This window comes from Aminobacter sp. NyZ550 (assembly GCF_025628925.2).
Lineage (GTDB): Bacteria > Pseudomonadota > Alphaproteobacteria > Rhizobiales > Rhizobiaceae > Aminobacter > Aminobacter ciceronei.
This window is the reverse complement of sequence record NZ_CP114190.1, coordinates 1,269,730-1,286,648: the sequence shown is the minus strand read 5'-3', so window position 1 is coordinate 1,286,648 and position 16,919 is coordinate 1,269,730. Positions and strand designations below refer to the sequence as shown.

13 protein-coding genes are annotated in these 16,919 nt (G+C 62.9%); 10 read left to right on the top strand and 3 right to left on the bottom strand.

Annotated elements, in window-relative coordinates:
* Nucleotides 1-129 precede the first annotated feature (129 nt).
* From ybgF to N7E70_RS06295, 4 genes are all read left to right on the top strand, one after another.
* Nucleotides 130-1,182 (top strand): tol-pal system protein YbgF, encoded by a 1,053-nt coding sequence (gene ybgF, locus N7E70_RS06310; protein ID WP_263005823.1) that lies wholly within the window; start codon nt 130-132, stop codon nt 1,180-1,182.
* Nucleotides 1,176-2,528, top strand: coding sequence for a tRNA lysidine(34) synthetase TilS (gene tilS / locus N7E70_RS06305; RefSeq protein WP_263005822.1), 1,353 nt, complete (start codon nt 1,176-1,178; stop codon nt 2,526-2,528). The genes ybgF and tilS overlap by 7 nt, the downstream gene beginning before the upstream one ends.
* A gap of 110 nt (nt 2,529-2,638) precedes the next feature.
* Nucleotides 2,639-4,573 carry an ATP-dependent zinc metalloprotease FtsH gene (ftsH, locus tag N7E70_RS06300; RefSeq protein ID WP_067956781.1) on the top strand — a complete coding sequence of 645 codons (1,935 nt, stop codon included), beginning with the start codon at nt 2,639-2,641 and terminating at the stop codon, nt 4,571-4,573.
* Between the two features lie 197 nt (nt 4,574-4,770).
* A complete protein-coding gene (locus N7E70_RS06295; protein ID WP_263005821.1) occupies nt 4,771-5,940 on the top strand; it encodes a serine hydrolase domain-containing protein in 1,170 nt (389 codons plus the stop codon).
* A gap of 78 nt (nt 5,941-6,018) precedes the next feature.
* Here the strand turns inward: N7E70_RS06295 and N7E70_RS06290 are convergent, their stop codons facing one another.
* A complete protein-coding gene (locus tag N7E70_RS06290) occupies nt 6,019-6,651 on the bottom strand; it encodes a LysE family translocator (protein WP_263005820.1) in 633 nt (210 codons plus the stop codon).
* A 350-nt stretch (nt 6,652-7,001) separates the two neighbouring features.
* Here N7E70_RS06290 and glmM point away from each other — a divergent pair, with 350 nt between their 5' ends.
* On the top strand, nt 7,002-8,354 hold the full coding sequence (gene glmM / locus N7E70_RS06285; protein ID WP_067956772.1) for a phosphoglucosamine mutase: 1,353 nt from the start codon (nt 7,002-7,004) through the stop codon (nt 8,352-8,354).
* Nucleotides 8,355-8,514: 160 nt separating this feature from the next.
* Here glmM and N7E70_RS06280 read toward each other — a convergent pair whose 3' ends face one another.
* Complete coding sequence (locus N7E70_RS06280) at nt 8,515-9,885, bottom strand: IS1182 family transposase (RefSeq protein ID WP_192316544.1); 1,371 nt, start codon at nt 9,883-9,885, stop codon at nt 8,515-8,517.
* Between the two features lie 238 nt (nt 9,886-10,123).
* Between N7E70_RS06280 and N7E70_RS06275 the strand changes: the two genes are divergently transcribed.
* On the top strand, nt 10,124-10,906 hold the full coding sequence (locus N7E70_RS06275) for an outer membrane protein (protein WP_263005819.1): 783 nt from the start codon (nt 10,124-10,126) through the stop codon (nt 10,904-10,906).
* A 189-nt stretch (nt 10,907-11,095) separates the two neighbouring features.
* Nucleotides 11,096-11,791 (top strand): outer membrane protein, encoded by a 696-nt coding sequence (locus N7E70_RS06270; RefSeq protein WP_263005818.1) that lies wholly within the window; start codon nt 11,096-11,098, stop codon nt 11,789-11,791.
* A gap of 95 nt (nt 11,792-11,886) precedes the next feature.
* Here N7E70_RS06270 and N7E70_RS06265 read toward each other — a convergent pair whose 3' ends face one another.
* The gene (locus tag N7E70_RS06265) at nt 11,887-13,386 is read right to left on the bottom strand and encodes an ArnT family glycosyltransferase (protein ID WP_263005817.1); all 1,500 of its coding nucleotides are present in this window, start codon (nt 13,384-13,386) and stop codon (nt 11,887-11,889) included.
* Nucleotides 13,387-13,653: 267 nt separating this feature from the next.
* Here N7E70_RS06265 and N7E70_RS06260 point away from each other — a divergent pair, with 267 nt between their 5' ends.
* From N7E70_RS06260 to serA, 3 genes are all read left to right on the top strand, one after another.
* Nucleotides 13,654-13,791: a hypothetical protein gene (locus N7E70_RS06260; RefSeq protein WP_169808307.1), complete on the top strand. Its 138-nt coding sequence runs from the start codon at nt 13,654-13,656 to the stop codon at nt 13,789-13,791.
* A gap of 179 nt (nt 13,792-13,970) precedes the next feature.
* Entirely contained in the window at nt 13,971-15,146 is a 1,176-nt protein-coding gene (locus tag N7E70_RS06255; protein WP_263005816.1) for a phosphoserine transaminase, read from the top strand.
* Between the two features lie 171 nt (nt 15,147-15,317).
* Nucleotides 15,318-16,916, top strand: a complete 1,599-nt coding sequence (gene serA, locus N7E70_RS06250) for a phosphoglycerate dehydrogenase (RefSeq protein ID WP_263005815.1) — start codon at nt 15,318-15,320, stop codon at nt 16,914-16,916.
* The last annotated feature ends 3 nt before the right edge of the window (nt 16,917-16,919 follow it).

Below are 16,919 nucleotides of genomic sequence, written 5' to 3'. Positions count from 1 at the left end.
GCGGTCTTCGGGCCGCCTTTTGCTTATCTGGCAGTCCGAAACAAAATTTGGCCGAAGTCTCCGGTCCTGATAAATGACGAGAGCGCATCGGCGCGAAGCAACCAAATTCTCTTCCACGGCGAGAGGCTAATGCATTTTCGATCAATCCTGAGTGGCACACTTGCCATCTTCCTTCTGTCGGGGGCCGCAGCGCACGCGCGCGACGGCATTGGCATCGACTTCCCCAAGTTCGGCCTGCCGGGTGTTTTCGGCAGCAAGACGGAGAGCACCGAAGCTCCGATCCAGCTCGCCCAGGCGGGCGATCCGCGCGTCACCGCGCTCGAGGAGGAAATCCGCAAGCTCAACGGCTCCATCGAGGAGCTGAACTTCCAGATCCTGCAGATGCAGGAGCAGATGCGGAAGATGCAGGAAGACAACGAGTTCCGCTTCCAGGAGCTTGAGGGCGGCGGACAGAAGAAGTCCGACGCCTCCGGCAAGAGCAACAGCTCGATCGTTGAGGCGCCCACGGCGCCTCAACCCGGCGCGGCCCAGACGGCGACCGCTCCCGCCCCAGGCGCAAACAGCGTCGAAGACGTAATCACCGATTCCGGCGCCGGTGAGCCCGGTGCAGTTGCCGGTGGCGGCACCGGCGCGCCGCCGACGACATTCGGCACCATCACCGTCGATGCCAATGGCAACGTCGTCTCGGAAACCGCCAATCCGCAGGCCGCTGCCCCGGCCCAGCCGCACGCGCCTGCCGCAACCCAACCGGCGCAGCCGAAGAGCAATGGCACCGCCGTTGCCGCATTGCCCGACACCAACGATCCGGACGAGCTTTACCGCAACTCCTACCAGTTCGTTCTTTCGGGCGACTACACCACCGCCGAACAGGGTTTTCGCGATCACATCTCGCGCTTCCCCGCCGATCCCAAGACGGCCGATGCCCGCTTCTGGCTGGGCGAGTCGCTTCTCGGCCAGAAGAAGTACCGCGACGCTGCCGAGATTTTCCTCAACGCCTCGAAGGAATATCCGAAGTCCAAGAAGGCGCCTGAAATGATGCTCAAGCTCGGCGTTTCGCTTGTCGGCCTGAAGCAGCGCGATGTTGCCTGCGCCACCTTCGGCGAGATTGGCAAGCGCTATCCCGACGTCTCCGGCGCCATCAAGGAGCGGGTCAAGCAGGAACGGGCTCTCGCCGCGTGCTGACGCAGCCGATCGACGCCGACTTTTTTGCAGACTTTTCCGAGTTCGACTTCGCCGCGCACGCAACGATCATCGCAGCGGTATCAGGCGGCAGCGACTCGACAGCGCTTCTCCTTCTTCTCAAATCCCATCTCGACCGGCACGCGCCGACGACGCGCTTGCAGGCGGTGACCGTCGACCACGCGCTACGCCCCGGTTCGGGCGCCGAGGCCGACGCGGTTGGGCAGCTCTGCGCCCGCTTTGGCATTGCCCATCGCACGATGCACTGGACCGGCGACAAGCCGTCGACCGGCATCGCAGCCGCCGCGCGCAATGCGCGCTACGATCTGCTCGCGCAGGCAGCGCGCGAGGCGGGTGCGACGATCCTGGTCACCGGTCACACCGCCGACGACCAGGCCGAGACGGTGCTGATGCGCAGCGCGCGCGGCACGGGCCGCGGTGCCGCCGGCATGGCCTCGGCCACGCTTTTCGACGGCGACATCTGGATCGTCCGCCCGCTGCTCGGTCAGCGCCGCGAGCGGCTGCGCGACATGCTCAGGGCACTCAGCACCAGCTGGATCGACGACCCCACCAACACCAATGACGCCTACGAGCGGCCACGCATGCGGCTGTCGCTGCAGAACGATGGCATCCAGCGGATCGAGGCCGCCCTAAGCGACGCCCGGCAGGCAGGCGCGGCGCGCACCAAACTGGGCGAGCGTGCGGCAGCGCTGATCGCCACCCATGCCAGTCGCGTCGGCCCGGGACTGAACCGTCTCGACCCGGCCTTCGCGGAGACACCTGACAGCGATGCGGCGGCCTACGCGCTGCGTGTGTTGATTGCGGTGTCAGGCGGCGTGCCACATCTGCCTGACGAGGCACGCGTCCGCGACCTGCTGGAGCGTCTCGCCGATGGGCCGGCCAACAAAAAACCGGCCCGCGCCACATTGTCGCGCGCGCTCGTCGACATCAGAAGCACAGGCATTTTCCTGCTGCGCGAGGGACGCGGATTGCCGCGGGCAACGCCATTGGCGACCGGTCTGTGGGACGGCCGCTACAGGTTTGCGGCCCCACAACCAGGACAGGCTGAAATGACCGTCGCACCACTCGGTTTGACGGCCGCCATCTCGATGGCGTCGGAGGCGAATGCACCGCAAAGTCTTGTCCGGGCGGCACTTCAAGCCGAGCCCGCCTTGTGGCGCGGCGAAAGATTGGCGGGATTGGCTTTTCTAACAAATGCTGACGCGCTGGCCGGCCCTTGGGCGCGTTTCCTCCCCGGCTTCGACCTGGCTCCGGCTCAGGCAGTGTCAGAACTGATTGGCGGGCGAGCGATCCCGGCCTCGCCATGCCGTGGTCACATTGCTGTTTGACCTTAACCGAGACTTAGGGACGCGCTTGGCAATGTCCGAGGCCGTGCCTATGTTAGGGGCAAGCTTACTCTCACCATACGCGCCCCTCGTGGGCGCCAACGGGAAACTCGATGAATCCGAACTATCGCAACTTCGCGCTGTGGGCGATCATAGCCGTTCTGCTCATCGCCCTGTTCAATCTGTTCCAGACCCCGCAGACCCGCGGCGCGTCGAGCGAAGTGGCGTATTCGCAGTTCCTTCAGGATCTGGACTCTGGCCGCGTCAAGACGGTGACGATTGCCGGTGACCGCATCAGCGGCACCTATATTGACAACTCGACAGGCTTCCAGACCTACTCGCCGGGCGACGCGACGCTGGTGTCGCGCCTCGAGCAGAAGAACGTCACCATCAACGCCCGCCCTGAAAATGACGGTTCGGGCTCGATCTTCTCGGTACTCTTGTCCTGGCTGCCTATGATCCTGATCCTCGGCGTGTGGATCTTCTTCATGCGCCAGATGCAGTCGGGTTCCGGCCGCGCCATGGGCTTCGGCAAGTCCAAGGCCAAGCTTCTGACCGAAGCACACGGCCGCGTCACCTTCGGCGATGTCGCCGGTGTCGACGAAGCCAAGGAAGACCTGGAAGAGATCGTCGAGTTCCTGCGCGACCCGCAGAAGTTCCAGCGCCTCGGCGGCAAGATCCCGCGCGGCGTGCTGCTCGTCGGCCCTCCCGGTACCGGCAAGACGCTGCTGGCCCGCTCGGTCGCCGGTGAAGCCAATGTGCCGTTTTTCACCATCTCGGGTTCTGACTTCGTCGAAATGTTCGTCGGCGTCGGTGCAAGCCGCGTCCGCGACATGTTCGAGCAGGCCAAGAAGAACGCGCCTTGCATCATCTTCATCGACGAAATCGACGCCGTCGGCCGCCATCGTGGCGCTGGCCTCGGCGGTGGCAACGACGAACGCGAGCAGACGCTGAACCAGTTGCTGGTCGAAATGGACGGCTTCGAGGCCAACGAGTCGATCATCCTGATCGCCGCGACCAACCGTCCCGACGTTCTCGATCCCGCGCTGCTGCGTCCGGGCCGCTTCGACCGCCAGGTCGTTGTGCCGAACCCGGACATCGTCGGTCGCGAGAAGATCCTAAAGGTTCACGTCCGCAACGTGCCGTTGGCGCCCAATGTCGACCTCAAGACGGTCGCACGCGGCACCCCCGGCTTCTCCGGCGCCGACCTGATGAACCTGGTCAACGAATCCGCCCTGATGGCTGCGCGCCGCAACAAGCGCCTGGTCACCATGCAGGAATTCGAGGACGCCAAGGACAAGATCATGATGGGCGCAGAGCGCCGCTCCTCGGCCATGACCCAGGCCGAGAAGGAGCTGACCGCCTATCACGAATCTGGCCACGCCATCCTGGCGCTCAACGTGCCGGCCGCCGACCCGCTGCACAAGGCGACCATCATCCCACGCGGCCGCGCGCTGGGTATGGTCATGCAGCTGCCGGAAGGCGACCGCTACTCGATGAGCTACAAGTACATGATCTCGCGTCTGGCGATCATGATGGGCGGTCGCGTTGCCGAGGAGTTCAAGTTCGGCAAGGAGAACATCACGTCCGGTGCCTCCTCCGACATCGAGCAGGCGACCAAGCTGGCGCGCGCCATGGTCACCCGCTGGGGCTTCTCCGACAAGCTTGGCCACGTCGCTTACGGCGACAACCAGGAAGAGGTGTTCCTCGGCCACTCGGTGGCCCGCACCCAGAACATCTCGGAAGAGACTGCCCAGATCATCGACGCCGAAGTGCGCCGCCTGATCGACGAGGCCTATTCGACGGCCAGGACCATCCTGACCAAGAAGAAGAAGGACTGGATCGCACTCGCCGAAGGCCTGCTCGAATACGAGACGCTGTCGGGCGAAGAGATCAAGCAGTTGATCGCCGGCAGCAAGCCCGCCCGCGACATGGGTGACGACACCCCGCCGTCGCGCGGCTCGGCCGTGCCGAAGGCCGGTTCGACCCGCGGCAAGAAGAAGGGTTCGGAGCCCGAAGGCGGCATGGAACCCCAGCCGTCGAGCTGAGGCCCGGACAGCGGTACTGAATGAAAAACGCCGTCGAGGAAACTCGGCGGCGTTTTTGCATTCTGGGCGGTCGCAGACTGCCTCCAAGCAGATGACCGTTTCCACCAAGTTTTCGCAGAGGTCATCGGCACGCTGCCGCCAATGGTCGGGCACGCATCCGAATCGCATCCAGTCGGCAGACCGAAGCGGAACAGATCATGGTCGCATCGCGTCGTTCACTGCTCAAACTGGGATTGACCGGCATGCTCATCCCTCAGCGATCCTTGGCCTTTGCGGTCGACGCAAGGAACCCGTCTTTCGAAGACTGGCGCCGCGACTTCGCAGCCGGCATTCCTGCACGGATGAAGGCGGCAAACGTCGTGGGCGCGGCCGTTGCAATCGCATCCAGGGAAAACATCACGCTCTTCTCCGAGGCCTTCGGCTTCGCCGACCTGAAACAGCAGCGAAAGCTTACCACCGACACCCCGATGCACCTGGCGTCCATAAGCAAGCTTTTCACGGCTTCCGCCCTGGTGCAGCTGTTCGAACGCAAGGGTCTCGACCTGCAGGGCGACGTCAGCGGGTTCATCGATTTTCAGGTCCGCAACCCGCACCATCCACAGTTGCCGATCACGCCGCACCACCTTTTGACCCACACATCGGGCATTTTCGACGAAGGCCATGGCGACGTTTCTTTCCCGGGCGATCCCACGCAGAGCCTGTCGGACTTCCTGCGGAACTATCTTGTGAGTGGCGGCGGCACCTATGCACCCGGGACATCCTTCCTCCAGGCGGAGCCGGGCACGAAGTGGGAATACAGCAACGTCGCCATTGCGCTCGCCGGCTACGTCGTCGAACGCATCAGCGGGACGAGCTTCCCGGCTTACGTCAAGGAGAACATTCTCGACCCGATCGGCGTCAGCAATGCCCATTGGTATCTGAGGCAATTTCAGCGCGATGTGCTTGCCAAGCCCTACAGCTTCGAGGACGGCACGTTCGTCGAACTGCCGCAGCAGGGTTATCCCGACGTTCCGGCCGGATTGCTACGCTGCTCGGTGAGCGACCTCGTCAAGTCGCTGCATGCCATGCTGTGGGGAAGCCATAATGCCGTCCTGTCCCAGCGAGCATCCGCCGAAATGCTGCGCAGGCAGGTCGACCCGAAGATCTACCCTTATCAAGGGCTCGGCTGGACCGAAGAGGAAAGTGCCAGCCGCAAAGTCGTCGGCCACATAGGCAGCGACAACGGCGCCTCCAACATCGTGGCGCTGTCGGAGGACCAGAACTACGTGGCGGCACTTCTCATGAACAACGATGGCACTCTAGAGAGCGGCGCGTTCCGGGCGTCGGTGATCGACGACCTACTGGCCGGCGCGAAACTTGCGACGTGAGTCGATAGCGTTCTCAGGGAACCGCCGCTGAGGACACCCAGCGGCGGTTTTGCATCTTCGATGCAGCAGCGGCGATGCTCAGTTTCGGCTGCCCAGCGCCACCCGGCATGCCAGCCCGGCAAAGACACTGGCGAGGAAATATTGAGGCAGCCTGCCCAGCCGCACCAATCCGCCTGCCCGCTGGCGCAGGTGGCTGCTCAGCAGGATGACCGAGCCGTTGACGATGAAGCCGATCCCGTTGAGCACGGTCGCCAGCACCAGCGTCTGCACGATCATCGATCCGGTGTCGGGACGGATGAACTGCGGAAACAGCGCCAGCACGAACAACGCCATCTTGGGGTTGAGCAGGTTGGTGGCAAGCCCTGCGCCGAGGATGCGCCTTGACGAGAACCGCTTGAGACCGGACGCCGGCGCAAAGGCCGATGTCTCGGAGCGCAGCGTCTTCCAGGCAAGGTAGAGCAGATAGGCGCAACCGGCCCAGCGCACGATCTCGTAGGCGACAGGCACTGCCACAAACAGCTGCGAAAGCCCGAGGGCCGCGGCCAGCGCATGGCAATAGGTGCCGAGCGCGATGCCGAGATAGGTCAGGAAACCCGCCGAGCGCCCCTGGCTGATGCTGCGCGAGGCGATGAGCAGCATGTCGGGACCGGGCGTGGCGGTCAGAACCACCGATGCGGCGGCAAAAAGCATGAGTGTGGAGAGTTCCGGCATATCGTGTTCTTTCGAGTGAGCCGGAGTTCCTGTCTAGCTGGATTCAAGGAATTGGCAAGGTGGCGCCTTCTGCATCTGCGCCCGACAGCCAAGCAACTTCTGCAACCATTGCGATATGGATCCTGTCGGGCTCCAACAAACGGTTTGTCCAAATTGGAGCCGCGCCACGTTTGTAGCCTGGCATCAGGGGGGCCGAGAAAGGCCCACCCACCTTCAAGTCGGGGAGACTGCCGCGAAAAACCCCAACCCTTTTCTAAGCTTTTGTGACATAAAATCACCAAATGTGATGCGTTGGTCGGCCCGCGTTGTGGCAAAGCAGGCGCGGGTGGACTCCACGGGGACAGGCTAACATGGCTGGACGCTATTTCGGCACCGACGGCATTCGCGGACGGGCCAACAAATTTCCGATGACCGCTGAGGTTGCGATGAAGGTCGGCATGGCTGCCGGCCTGTCGTTCCAGCGCGGCAATCACCGCCACCGCGTCGTGCTTGGCAAAGACACGCGCCTGTCGGGCTACATGATCGAGAACGCGCTGGTGTCGGGCCTGTGCGCCGCCGGCATGGACGTGTTCCTGCTCGGCCCGATCCCGACGCCGGCTGTCGCCATGCTTGTGCGTTCGCTGCGCGCCGACATCGGCGTGATGATCTCGGCATCGCACAATCCCTACCACGACAACGGCATCAAGCTGTTCGGCCCAGACGGCTACAAGCTCTCCGACGAGATTGAGGAACGCATCGAGGCGATGCTCGACCAGGATGTCGAGGCGCTGCTCGCCGATTCCGACGGGCTCGGCCGGGCAAAGCGCGTCGATGGCGTGCATGACCGCTACATCGAATTCGCCAAGCGCACCCTGCCGCGCTCGATGTCTCTGTCGGGCCTGCGCATCGTCGTCGACTGCGCCAACGGCGCAGCCTACAAGGTGGCGCCTGCCGCCCTTTGGGAACTCGGCGCCGAGGTGATCCCGATCAATGTCGAGCCCAACGGCTTCAACATCAACGCCGAATGCGGCTCGACCCATCCGGCCGGCCTGCAAAAGAAGATCCACGAGGTTCGCGCCGACATCGGCATCGCGCTTGACGGCGACGCCGACCGCGTCGTCATCGTCGACGAAAACGGCACCGTCGTCGACGGCGATCAGATCATGGCGCTGATCGCGCAATCCTGGCAGCAGAGCGGCCGTCTCGCCGGCGGCGGCGTCGTGGCGACCGTGATGTCGAACCTCGGCCTGGAGCGCTATCTCGGCGAGCTCAACCTCGAACTGCATCGCACCAAGGTCGGCGACCGCTATGTCGTCGAGCACATGCGCGCGCATGGCCTGAACATCGGCGGCGAGCAGTCGGGCCACATCGTTTTGACCGACTACTCGACCACGGGCGACGGGCTGGTGGCGGCGCTGCAGGTGCTTGCCTGCATCAAGCGCTCCAACAAGCCGATGAGCGAGCTCAGCCGCACCTTCGAGCCGGTGCCGCAGTTGCTCAAGAACGTCCGCTTCTCCGGCGGCAAGCCGCTGGAGGAGACACTGGTGAAGGCGGCGATCGAAGACGGCCGCAACCGGCTGGGCAAGACCGGTCGTCTGGTGATCCGCCCGTCGGGCACCGAGCCCCTGATCCGCGTGATGGCCGAAGGCGACGACCCGCAACTGGTCGAAACCGTGGTCAACGACATCGTCGGCGTCATATCGGAAAGCCGCTCGGCCGCCTGAGCCAAGATATCTGAGAGACACTGAAAGGCCCGCCTCCGGCGGGCTCAGACTGCTGACAAACCCCGTCGAATTTCGGCGGGGTTTTGTTTTGTGGGTTGATTGAGCTTTTGGATTGATGTCGGGAAGCAGATGCCAAGGCCGTTGCGAGCCGGCTTTGGCCTCATGCGAGGCTTGGTTTTGGCTTTGGCCAGAGGCTGATTGCGATCTTTTTCATGTTCTGGGCGGCGGCTGCGATCAGGCACTGGCAGGCGACGCGTGTTCGCCCTCGGAAGCGGGCATAGCGATGGCCGAAGAGCTGCTTGGCATCGGCGAAGGATCGCTCGACCGTCTCCTTGCGGCGTCGATAGATCGCCTTGCCCCATGCGGTTAAGCGGTTGGCATCGACCCGCTCGCGGACATCCTGCCAGACATGGCGCGTGATGGTGCGCTCGGCCTTGGCGTTTGATGTGCAAGACGCCAGCAGCGGACAGTTGCGGCAGATCGTCGGGTCGCTCCTGTAGTGGCGATAACCGCCGCGATCGGTGGTGGCGTAAGTGAGCAACTGGCCCTGCGGGCAACGATAGCCGTCAAGGTCCGGCTCATGGACGAAAGCGCCCTTCCTCATCTTGCCAGGCTTTGGCCGGGTCGGGTTGCGATAGCCGACGACACCGTGGATGTTCCTGTCCTCCAGGCCCTTGGCGATGCCTGGCGTGGCATAGCCGGCATCCAGCCCCGCCGCCGTGACGTCGAAGCCGAAACGCTCCACCTGGCGGTCGAGCCGGTCGAGATAGACGATCGAGTCATGCACGTTGGCCGGCGTGGCAAACGTGTCGGTGATGATGCCGAAGCCGCCATCCACCGTGCGGTGATCGAGATAAAAGAAGCCCTTCGGCTTGCCCTCGCGCACCATATAGCCAGCCTCAGGATCGGTGCGCGAGACCTTCGTCTCTTTCACCGCAGGCTGCCGCTCCTGCTCCTTCAGCGCCTTCTGGCCGTGCAACGCCCGTTCGGCATCGATCGCCCGGTCGAGCTCGCCCCAGTAGTCGGCACGCGACTTGGCGACCATGGCAAGGTCGTACTTGCCCTTGTTGGCATTGGCCTTCAGGTGCGTGCTGTCGGTGTAGAGCACCGTGCCGTCGACCAAGCCTGCCCCGATCGCCTGCTCGACAATGCGGTCGAAGATCGCCTGCGCGATCGTCTCGTCCTGGTAGCGCCGGCGTCGGTTCTGCGACAATGTCGAGGCGTCGAACACCTTGTCCGTCAGCTTCAGCCGCAGGAACCACCGGTAGGCGACATTGACCTCGATCTCTCGCACCAATTGCCGCTCCGAGCGCACCCCGAACAGGTAGCCGATGAACAGCGCCTTGAACATCAAGGTCGGATCAAGTGGCGGGCGACCATTGTCGGCGCAGTAAAGCGGCGCTGTCAGATCGTGGATGAACGAGAAATCGATAACACCATCGATCTTGCGCAGAAGGTGATCAACTGGAACCAGTTGATCGAGCGTGACGATCTCAAGTGCGGTTTGTTCAGGGCCGGCTCGCTTCAACATCACCCACTGAATCACAAACCCCCAACTCTCGCCAGGGGGTTGTCAGCAGTCTGAAGCCCGCCGGATGGCGGGCTTTTTGTTGTTCAAAAGCTTGAGGCCACAACCTCGGCAACCATTGAGCGCAGGCAAACATGGTTAATCGCCAGGGTTAAGCGGGCCTTAACCTATACCAAGCATTATCCATCCCGGTTAGTGACGTCGGGCGCGTAGCGGGTCCGCAAGTATAGGGTTATGGGCAATGTTCAATATTGGAAGGAACGCATTATTCGCCGCGCTGCTCGTCGGGGTCGCCGGGCCGGCTTTCGCCGCCGACATGCCCGAGCCGATCATCGAGGTCGAGCAGCCATCCTATGGCGGCTGGTACCTGCGCGGCCACATCGGCATGAGCAACCAGCGCATCAAGCGACTGGAATCGCCGCTGTTCGACATCCCGTTCGAACATGGCTGGTACGATGACGGCAGCTTCGGCTCGGCGCCGATTTTCGGCCTCGGCGTCGGCTATCAGTTCAACGACTTCCTGCGTGGCGACATCACCGCGGAGTATCGCGGCGCGGCGGACTTCACCGCACAGGACTGGCTGAGGGCCACGGCTCCCGGTGATCCGGTAACAACCAACAACTATCGCGGCAGAAAGTCGGAATGGCTGTTCCTGGCCAACGCCTATGCCGACGTCGGCACGTTCTATGGCATCACGCCATATGTCGGTGCGGGTATCGGCGCGTCGCGCAACACGATCTCCAGCTTCACCGACACCAACCCGCAGACGGGCGGTGGCGCCTATGCCGCCGACAAGTCGCGCTGGGATCTCGCCTGGGCACTTCATGCCGGCCTCGGCATCAAGGCCACCGAGCGCATGACCATCGACCTCGGCTACAGCTTCGTCAACCTCGGCGACGGCCAGACCGGTGAGCTGAAGAACGTCGACCCGTCCTTCCCCTTCCCGCCTGCCAATGACGGCATCCGGTTCAAGGACATCACCTCGCACGACTTCAAGCTTGGTGTCCGCTACTCGCTGAACTAAGCGTCCAAGCGGAGTTCCTGACACCAAACCGCCCGGCTCGCCGGGCGGTTTTTCTTTGCGGCGACGTCCGCAAACACCAGCTAAGCATCTGTTATCCTTAACTGTGACTTAACCTCTATGGTTAATGATGAGCTGAACGGCTGCTGGGCTCATCGGCAACATCTGGCGCCATTTCGGGAGAATGCGATCATGACCTTGACGTCTCGCATAGCGCTGGCACTGGCCGCGACCATGCTTTGGCCACTGGCAGCCGGCGCTGCCGACTACGACCCGCCAATCGCCATCGACGAGGCCCCGGAATATGTCCCGGTCGAAGTCGGTTCCGGCTGGTACCTGCGCGGCGACGTCGGCTACAACATCACCAAGTCGCCCTACGACTTCACGCTGTTCGGCGTTGAATCCGACAGCACCAGCATCACCGGCAGCATCGGTGCGGGCTATCATTTCAGTGATTTCCTGCGCGGTGAGCTCAATGTCGGTTTCCTGGGCACCGACAATTTCAGCGCTTCGGATGCCGACACCACCGTCTCGCTGAAGAACAGCTTCTGGAACGGCATGGCAAATGTCTATGCCGATCTCGGCACCGTCGCCGGCTTCACGCCCTATGTCGGCGCCGGCCTGGGCCTGATCTATTCAAGCCAGCGCGTGAGCATAGACGATGTCGACCCGACACTCGACTTCTATGCCCGCGACGCGCAATACAAGGTCGCATACTCGGTCGGCGCCGGTGTCGCATATCGCGTCGCCCAGAACACCTCGATCGACGTCGGCTACCAGTATCTGAGCGCGCCCGATCTGGAATACATGGATTTCAGCACGCTTACCACCAAGAAGGGCCTCGACTACCACCAGGTCAAGGTCGGCCTGCGCTACGATCTTTGGTAAGCGCCTGATCTCCCCTAGATGATGACCGCGGCGGACAAAGGCCCGCCGTTTGCTTTCTAGAAGCGCTGCGTTCTCTCGAAGAAGCCAGCCGTGCCTCACATCCGGCTTTTTGCTGCCGGGATGCATGAGGCGCCGCGCTTGAGATCGTATATCCTGACAGTCGGCGCCACGAAGCCGTAGTCCCCATAGAGCCGGGAAATCGTTGCGACAGCATACCCGTCGAGGCAATGGAACATCGATGCCAGCTCGTAGACTTGCGAGTCTTGTGCTCTCAGCCCGCCACCGCGCAAATAGCGCTCGAATCTGAGCGACAGCAGATAGTCGTACGAGGCCAGCGCTTCATAGTCCCATGTCTGCGCCACTGGATGACCGATCGGATAGTCGGAGATCACATTGGTCATCCCGTTTGCCGTCAGGAATTCGACTGCCCTCGTCCGCGTGTCCTTGCCGGGATTCATGTTCCGAACATAGGAAATCCCCGCATGTGCTGTGACCGTCAGCGCAACAAGGGCCAACACCATGGCCCCGGCTCGGCTTCGAATGGCGACTGAGCGCGAGCAGGCAATCCCAGCGGCGAGCAGGAAATAGATGACAACTGGAAGCACATAGCGCATCTGCCCCACGATCTTGAGCGGCGAGAGCTCAAGCGCGAACAACCATATGATCGCGGCCGCCGCAAAGGCTGCCACTTGCCGGTCTCGGTCCTTGACCAGCGCCAAACAGATTGCCCCGAGACCTATCAGAAACGTCATCGCCGTGATGCTTGGAAGCAGGTGGTGACGCAGATGGGTGAATCCATAGCCTGCCCAGACCCATTCCTTGAGGTCATGACCATCCTCGGCATGCCTGAGTTCCCTTGCGAGGCCAGTCAACACATCGCCAAGACCGGTTCCGCTTTCGCCCGCGAAGGAGACGAGCAGAACGGCGAGAATGGTGGCGGCGCCCGCGACGACCACCAATGCGCCGCCCCTCACGCCTAACCGGCAGTACCACAGGGCAAATGCGAACAACCCGACGCTGTTCAGGAAACCAACATACTTGGCCGACGGCGCAAGACCGAGAGCAATGCCCAAATAGATCAGATTGTGCAGGTCGGTTCTTTCCACAAGCCGCACCAGCGCGTGGAGGCCAAGGCAAATGGCAAACACGAGCAACGCGTCTTCCTTGAAGTAGTGGGCATGCACGGCGATTGCCGGAGACGATGCGAAAACGCAACTCCAGATCACGGACTGCAGGCGATCGACGTAGCGCGCCATGACAAGGTAGAAAAGCGCGCTTGCGGCCGTCATTGCCATGACGCTGACGAAGCGGCCGGCCCAAAGCCGATCGAGGTCGCTGGAAGCCGACACGAGCCACACAACGCCCCTCGCCAGAACGATCAGTAACGGTGGGTGGAAATAATTGTTGGGCTTGTCCGCGACCAGTGCCACCTTCGTTGGTTCGTCGACATGGGCGCCATAGAGGAAGTCGAGATTGTAGAATCCGAGGGCCAGAGAAATGCCGACGATTGCAGTCAGCGAAGCCACGGTCACGGCTTGCGGACGAGCGGCAATCAGCCCCTGAAACCGCAGTCCGAGTGAAAACACGTGAGCCACGAACCACCCCGCCAATGCAAGCCCCGCAAACCGATGCCCGTTCTGCGTTAATTCCAATCGCCGCACAACCGCTGACCTAAACCGGTCTTCCCCGTGCCCACAAAGAGCGTTGGAGGCATTTCTGCCACCTTCCCACCAGCCACTTCGTTATTGCAATTTCATCTTTCGGAATTTACGATTCTCTAAATTAGACTTCACTTGGGGGCGGGCTTGCGTGAACAACTTCCGAAACGAGGGCGGCGGCCAGCGGGGACCGAGGCCGTGCATATGAGGTTTCCATCGACCGTGCTGGACGCCGTGGACGAATATCGCCGCAACAAGCAGAGCGACGCCAGCCGGCAGGAAGCCATCCGGGAGTTGCTGCACGACCATCTGGTCCATGCGGGCTATCTGCCGGCAGAGTAGGTGGCGATTGCGGGCATGCCCGGTCGGCGACCAGCGCTGCCTGCATTTCCGCACCGTCACGGCATGTCCTCTTTGCGACAGAAACTTTCCTCTTGACGCCCGAACGCTAAACGCATATCGCCGTCCGTGGGCCACCCCTCCCCAACGAGGGGCCAACTATCTGGAAGGATAGAACCACGATGACGATCGTCGCCAAACCCGGACTCCGTCCGGCAAACCCCAATTTCTCCTCAGGTCCCTGCGCAAAACGTCCCGGCTGGTCGCTCCAGGCCCTCGCTGACGCGCCGCTCGGCCGCTCGCACCGTGCCAAGATCGGCAAGACCAAGCTCGAGCAGGCCATCGCGCTGACCCGCGAAGTTCTCCAGGTCCCATCGGACTACCGCATCGGCATCGTTCCGGCTTCCGACACCGGCGCCGTCGAGATGGCGATGTGGTCGCTGCTCGGCGAACGTGGCATCGACATGGTCGCCTGGGAGAGCTTCGGCGCCGGCTGGGTCACCGACGTTGTCAAGCAGCTCAAGATCGAAGACGTGCGCAAGTTCGAGGCGCCCTATGGCGAGCTACCCGATCTCGGCAAGGTCGATTTCGACCGCGACGTCGTCTTCACCTGGAACGGCACGACCTCGGGCGTGCGCGTCGCCAATGGCGACTTCGTCCCCGCCGACCGCAAGGGCCTGACCATCTGCGACGCCACATCGGCGGCGTTCGCCCAGAAGCTCGATTTCCGGAAGCTCGATGTCGTCACCTTCTCCTGGCAGAAGGTGCTCGGTGGCGAAGGCGCGCACGGCATGCTGATCCTCAGCCCGCGCGCCGTCGAGCGGCTCGAGAGCTACAAGCCGGCCTGGCCGCTGCCCAAGATCTTCCGCCTGACCTCGGGCGGCAAGCTGATCGAAGGCATCTTCAAGGGCGAGACCATCAACACGCCGTCGATGCTCTGCGTCGAGGATTATCTCGACGCGCTGAATTGGGCCAAGGGCCTGGGCGGCCTCGATGCGCTGGTTGCCCGCGCCGACGCGAACTTCGCGGCCATCGACGCGTTCGTCGAAAAGTCCGGCTGGCTTGCCAACCTGGCCGTCGTTGCGGAGACGCGCTCCAACACCTCGGTCTGCCTGTCGATCGTCGACCCTGAGGTCGCCGCTCTCGACAAGGACGGTCAGGCGGCCTTCGCCAAGGGCATGGTTTCAGCGCTGGAAAAGGAAGGCGTCGCCTTCGACATCGGCGCCTATCGCGATGCGCCTCCCGGCCTGCGCATTTGGGCCGGCGCCACCGTCGAGACGTCCGATCTGGTGGCGCTGATGCCCTGGCTCGACTGGGCCTTCGCCAACCAGAAGGCAGCGCTCAAGGCTGCGGCCTGACGCCCTTGCCCTCCCCCGCGCGGGGGAGGTCGATCCGCACGGCGGATTGGGATTGGGGGCGCATCAGACTTTGCTCCCATCCCCGCGTTCAACCCATTCCCCCACCTGGTCGCTTCGCGACCGACCTCCCCACAAGGGGGAGGCAGACCAATCGCAAAGGGATTAAGACCCATGCCTCGCGTTCTCGTTTCCGACAAACTCTCCACCACCGCCGTCCAGATTTTCAAGGATCGTGGCGTCGAGGTCGACTACCTGCCCGACCTCGGCAAGGACAAGGAAAAGCTGCTCGAAGTCATCGGCCAATATGACGGCCTGGCCATCCGCTCGGCGACCAAGGTCACCGAAAAGCTGATCGCTGCAGCGACCAATCTCAAGGTCATCGGCCGCGCCGGCATAGGCGTCGACAATGTCGATATTCCTGCCGCCTCGCGGCGCGGTATCATCGTCATGAACACGCCCTTCGGCAATTCGATCACCACCGCCGAACACGCCATCGCGCTGATGTTCGCGGTCGCCCGCCAGTTGCCCGAGGCCAATGCCTCGACCCATGCCGGCAAGTGGGAGAAGAACCGCTTCATGGGCGTCGAGATCACCGGCAAGACGCTCGGCCTGATCGGCTGCGGCAACATCGGCTCGATCGTCGCCACGCGCGCCGTCGGCCTCAAGATGCATGTCGTTGCCTTCGATCCGTTCCTGTCCGAGCATCGCGCCGAAGAACTCGGCGTCGAAAAGGTCGAGCTCGACGAGTTGTTCGCCCGCGCCGACTTCATCACGCTGCATACGCCACTGACCGACAAGACGCGCAACATCATCAACGCCGAGTCCATCGCCAAGATGAAGACGGGCGTGCGCATCATCAACTGCGCCCGCGGCGGCCTGATCGTCGAGAAGGACCTGATCGCCGGCCTGAAAAGCGGCAAGGTGGCAGGCGCCGGCATCGACGTGTTCGAGGTGGAACCGGCTGAGCAAAACGAACTGTTCGGCATGGACAACGTCGTCTGCACCCCGCATCTCGGCGCCTCGACCTCGGAAGCGCAGGAGAACGTCGCCTTGCAGGTGGCCGAGCAGATGGCCGACTATCTGGTCAAGGGTGCTGTTTCCAACGCCATCAACATGCCGTCCATCACCGCTGAGGAAGCGCCGCGGCTCAAGCCCTTCGTCAAGCTCGCCGAAGTGCTCGGCGCCTTTGTCGGCCAGGTGACGGAAGACCCGATCACCGAGGTCGAGATCCTGTTCGACGGCCAGACCGCACAGATGAACACCAGGGCGCTGATCAGTGCTGCGCTCGCCGGCCTGATCCGGCCGCAGGTCTCCGACGTCAACATGGTGTCGGCGCCGATCATGGTGAAGGAGCGCGGCATCATCGTCGCCGAGGTCAAGCGCGACAAGTCGGGCGTGTTCGACGGATACATCAAGCTGAGCGTGAAGACCGAGCATATGACGCGCTCGATCGCCGGCACGTGCTTCTCCGACGGCAAGCCGCGTTTCATCCAGATCAAGGGCATCAATCTCGATGCCGAGGTCGGCCAACACATGCTCTATACCACCAACGCCGACGCGCCTGGCATCATCGGCCTGCTCGGCACCGTGTGCGGCGAGAGCGGCGTCAACATCGCCAACTTCCAGCTCGGCCGCGACCGGCCGGGTGGAAATGCGATCGCCTTGCTCTATCTCGACGCACCGTTCCCCGAAGACGTGCTCGCCAAGGTGCGCGACCACAAGTCGATCGACTCGGCCAAGCGCCTGCAGTTCGACGTCAACGGGATCTGACAA

What these genes read in the sequence shown, in the direction of transcription:
- N7E70_RS06255 (WP_263005816.1), top strand. Translation starts at nt 13,971, where the DNA reads ATGACGATCGTCGCCAAACCCGGACTCCGTCCGGCAAACCCCAATTTC.
- N7E70_RS06275 (WP_263005819.1), top strand. Translation starts at nt 10,124, where the DNA reads ATGTTCAATATTGGAAGGAACGCATTATTCGCCGCGCTGCTCGTCGGG.
- N7E70_RS06270 (WP_263005818.1), top strand. Translation starts at nt 11,096, where the DNA reads ATGACCTTGACGTCTCGCATAGCGCTGGCACTGGCCGCGACCATGCTT.
- N7E70_RS06280 (WP_192316544.1), bottom strand. Translation starts at nt 9,885, where the DNA reads ATGTTGAAGCGAGCCGGCCCTGAACAAACCGCACTTGAGATCGTCACG.
- N7E70_RS06260 (WP_169808307.1), top strand. Translation starts at nt 13,654, where the DNA reads ATGAGGTTTCCATCGACCGTGCTGGACGCCGTGGACGAATATCGCCGC.
- ybgF (WP_263005823.1), top strand. Translation starts at nt 130, where the DNA reads ATGCATTTTCGATCAATCCTGAGTGGCACACTTGCCATCTTCCTTCTG.
- glmM (WP_067956772.1), top strand. Translation starts at nt 7,002, where the DNA reads ATGGCTGGACGCTATTTCGGCACCGACGGCATTCGCGGACGGGCCAAC.
- N7E70_RS06295 (WP_263005821.1), top strand. Translation starts at nt 4,771, where the DNA reads ATGGTCGCATCGCGTCGTTCACTGCTCAAACTGGGATTGACCGGCATG.
- serA (WP_263005815.1), top strand. Translation starts at nt 15,318, where the DNA reads ATGCCTCGCGTTCTCGTTTCCGACAAACTCTCCACCACCGCCGTCCAG.
- N7E70_RS06290 (WP_263005820.1), bottom strand. Translation starts at nt 6,651, where the DNA reads ATGCCGGAACTCTCCACACTCATGCTTTTTGCCGCCGCATCGGTGGTT.
- ftsH (WP_067956781.1), top strand. Translation starts at nt 2,639, where the DNA reads ATGAATCCGAACTATCGCAACTTCGCGCTGTGGGCGATCATAGCCGTT.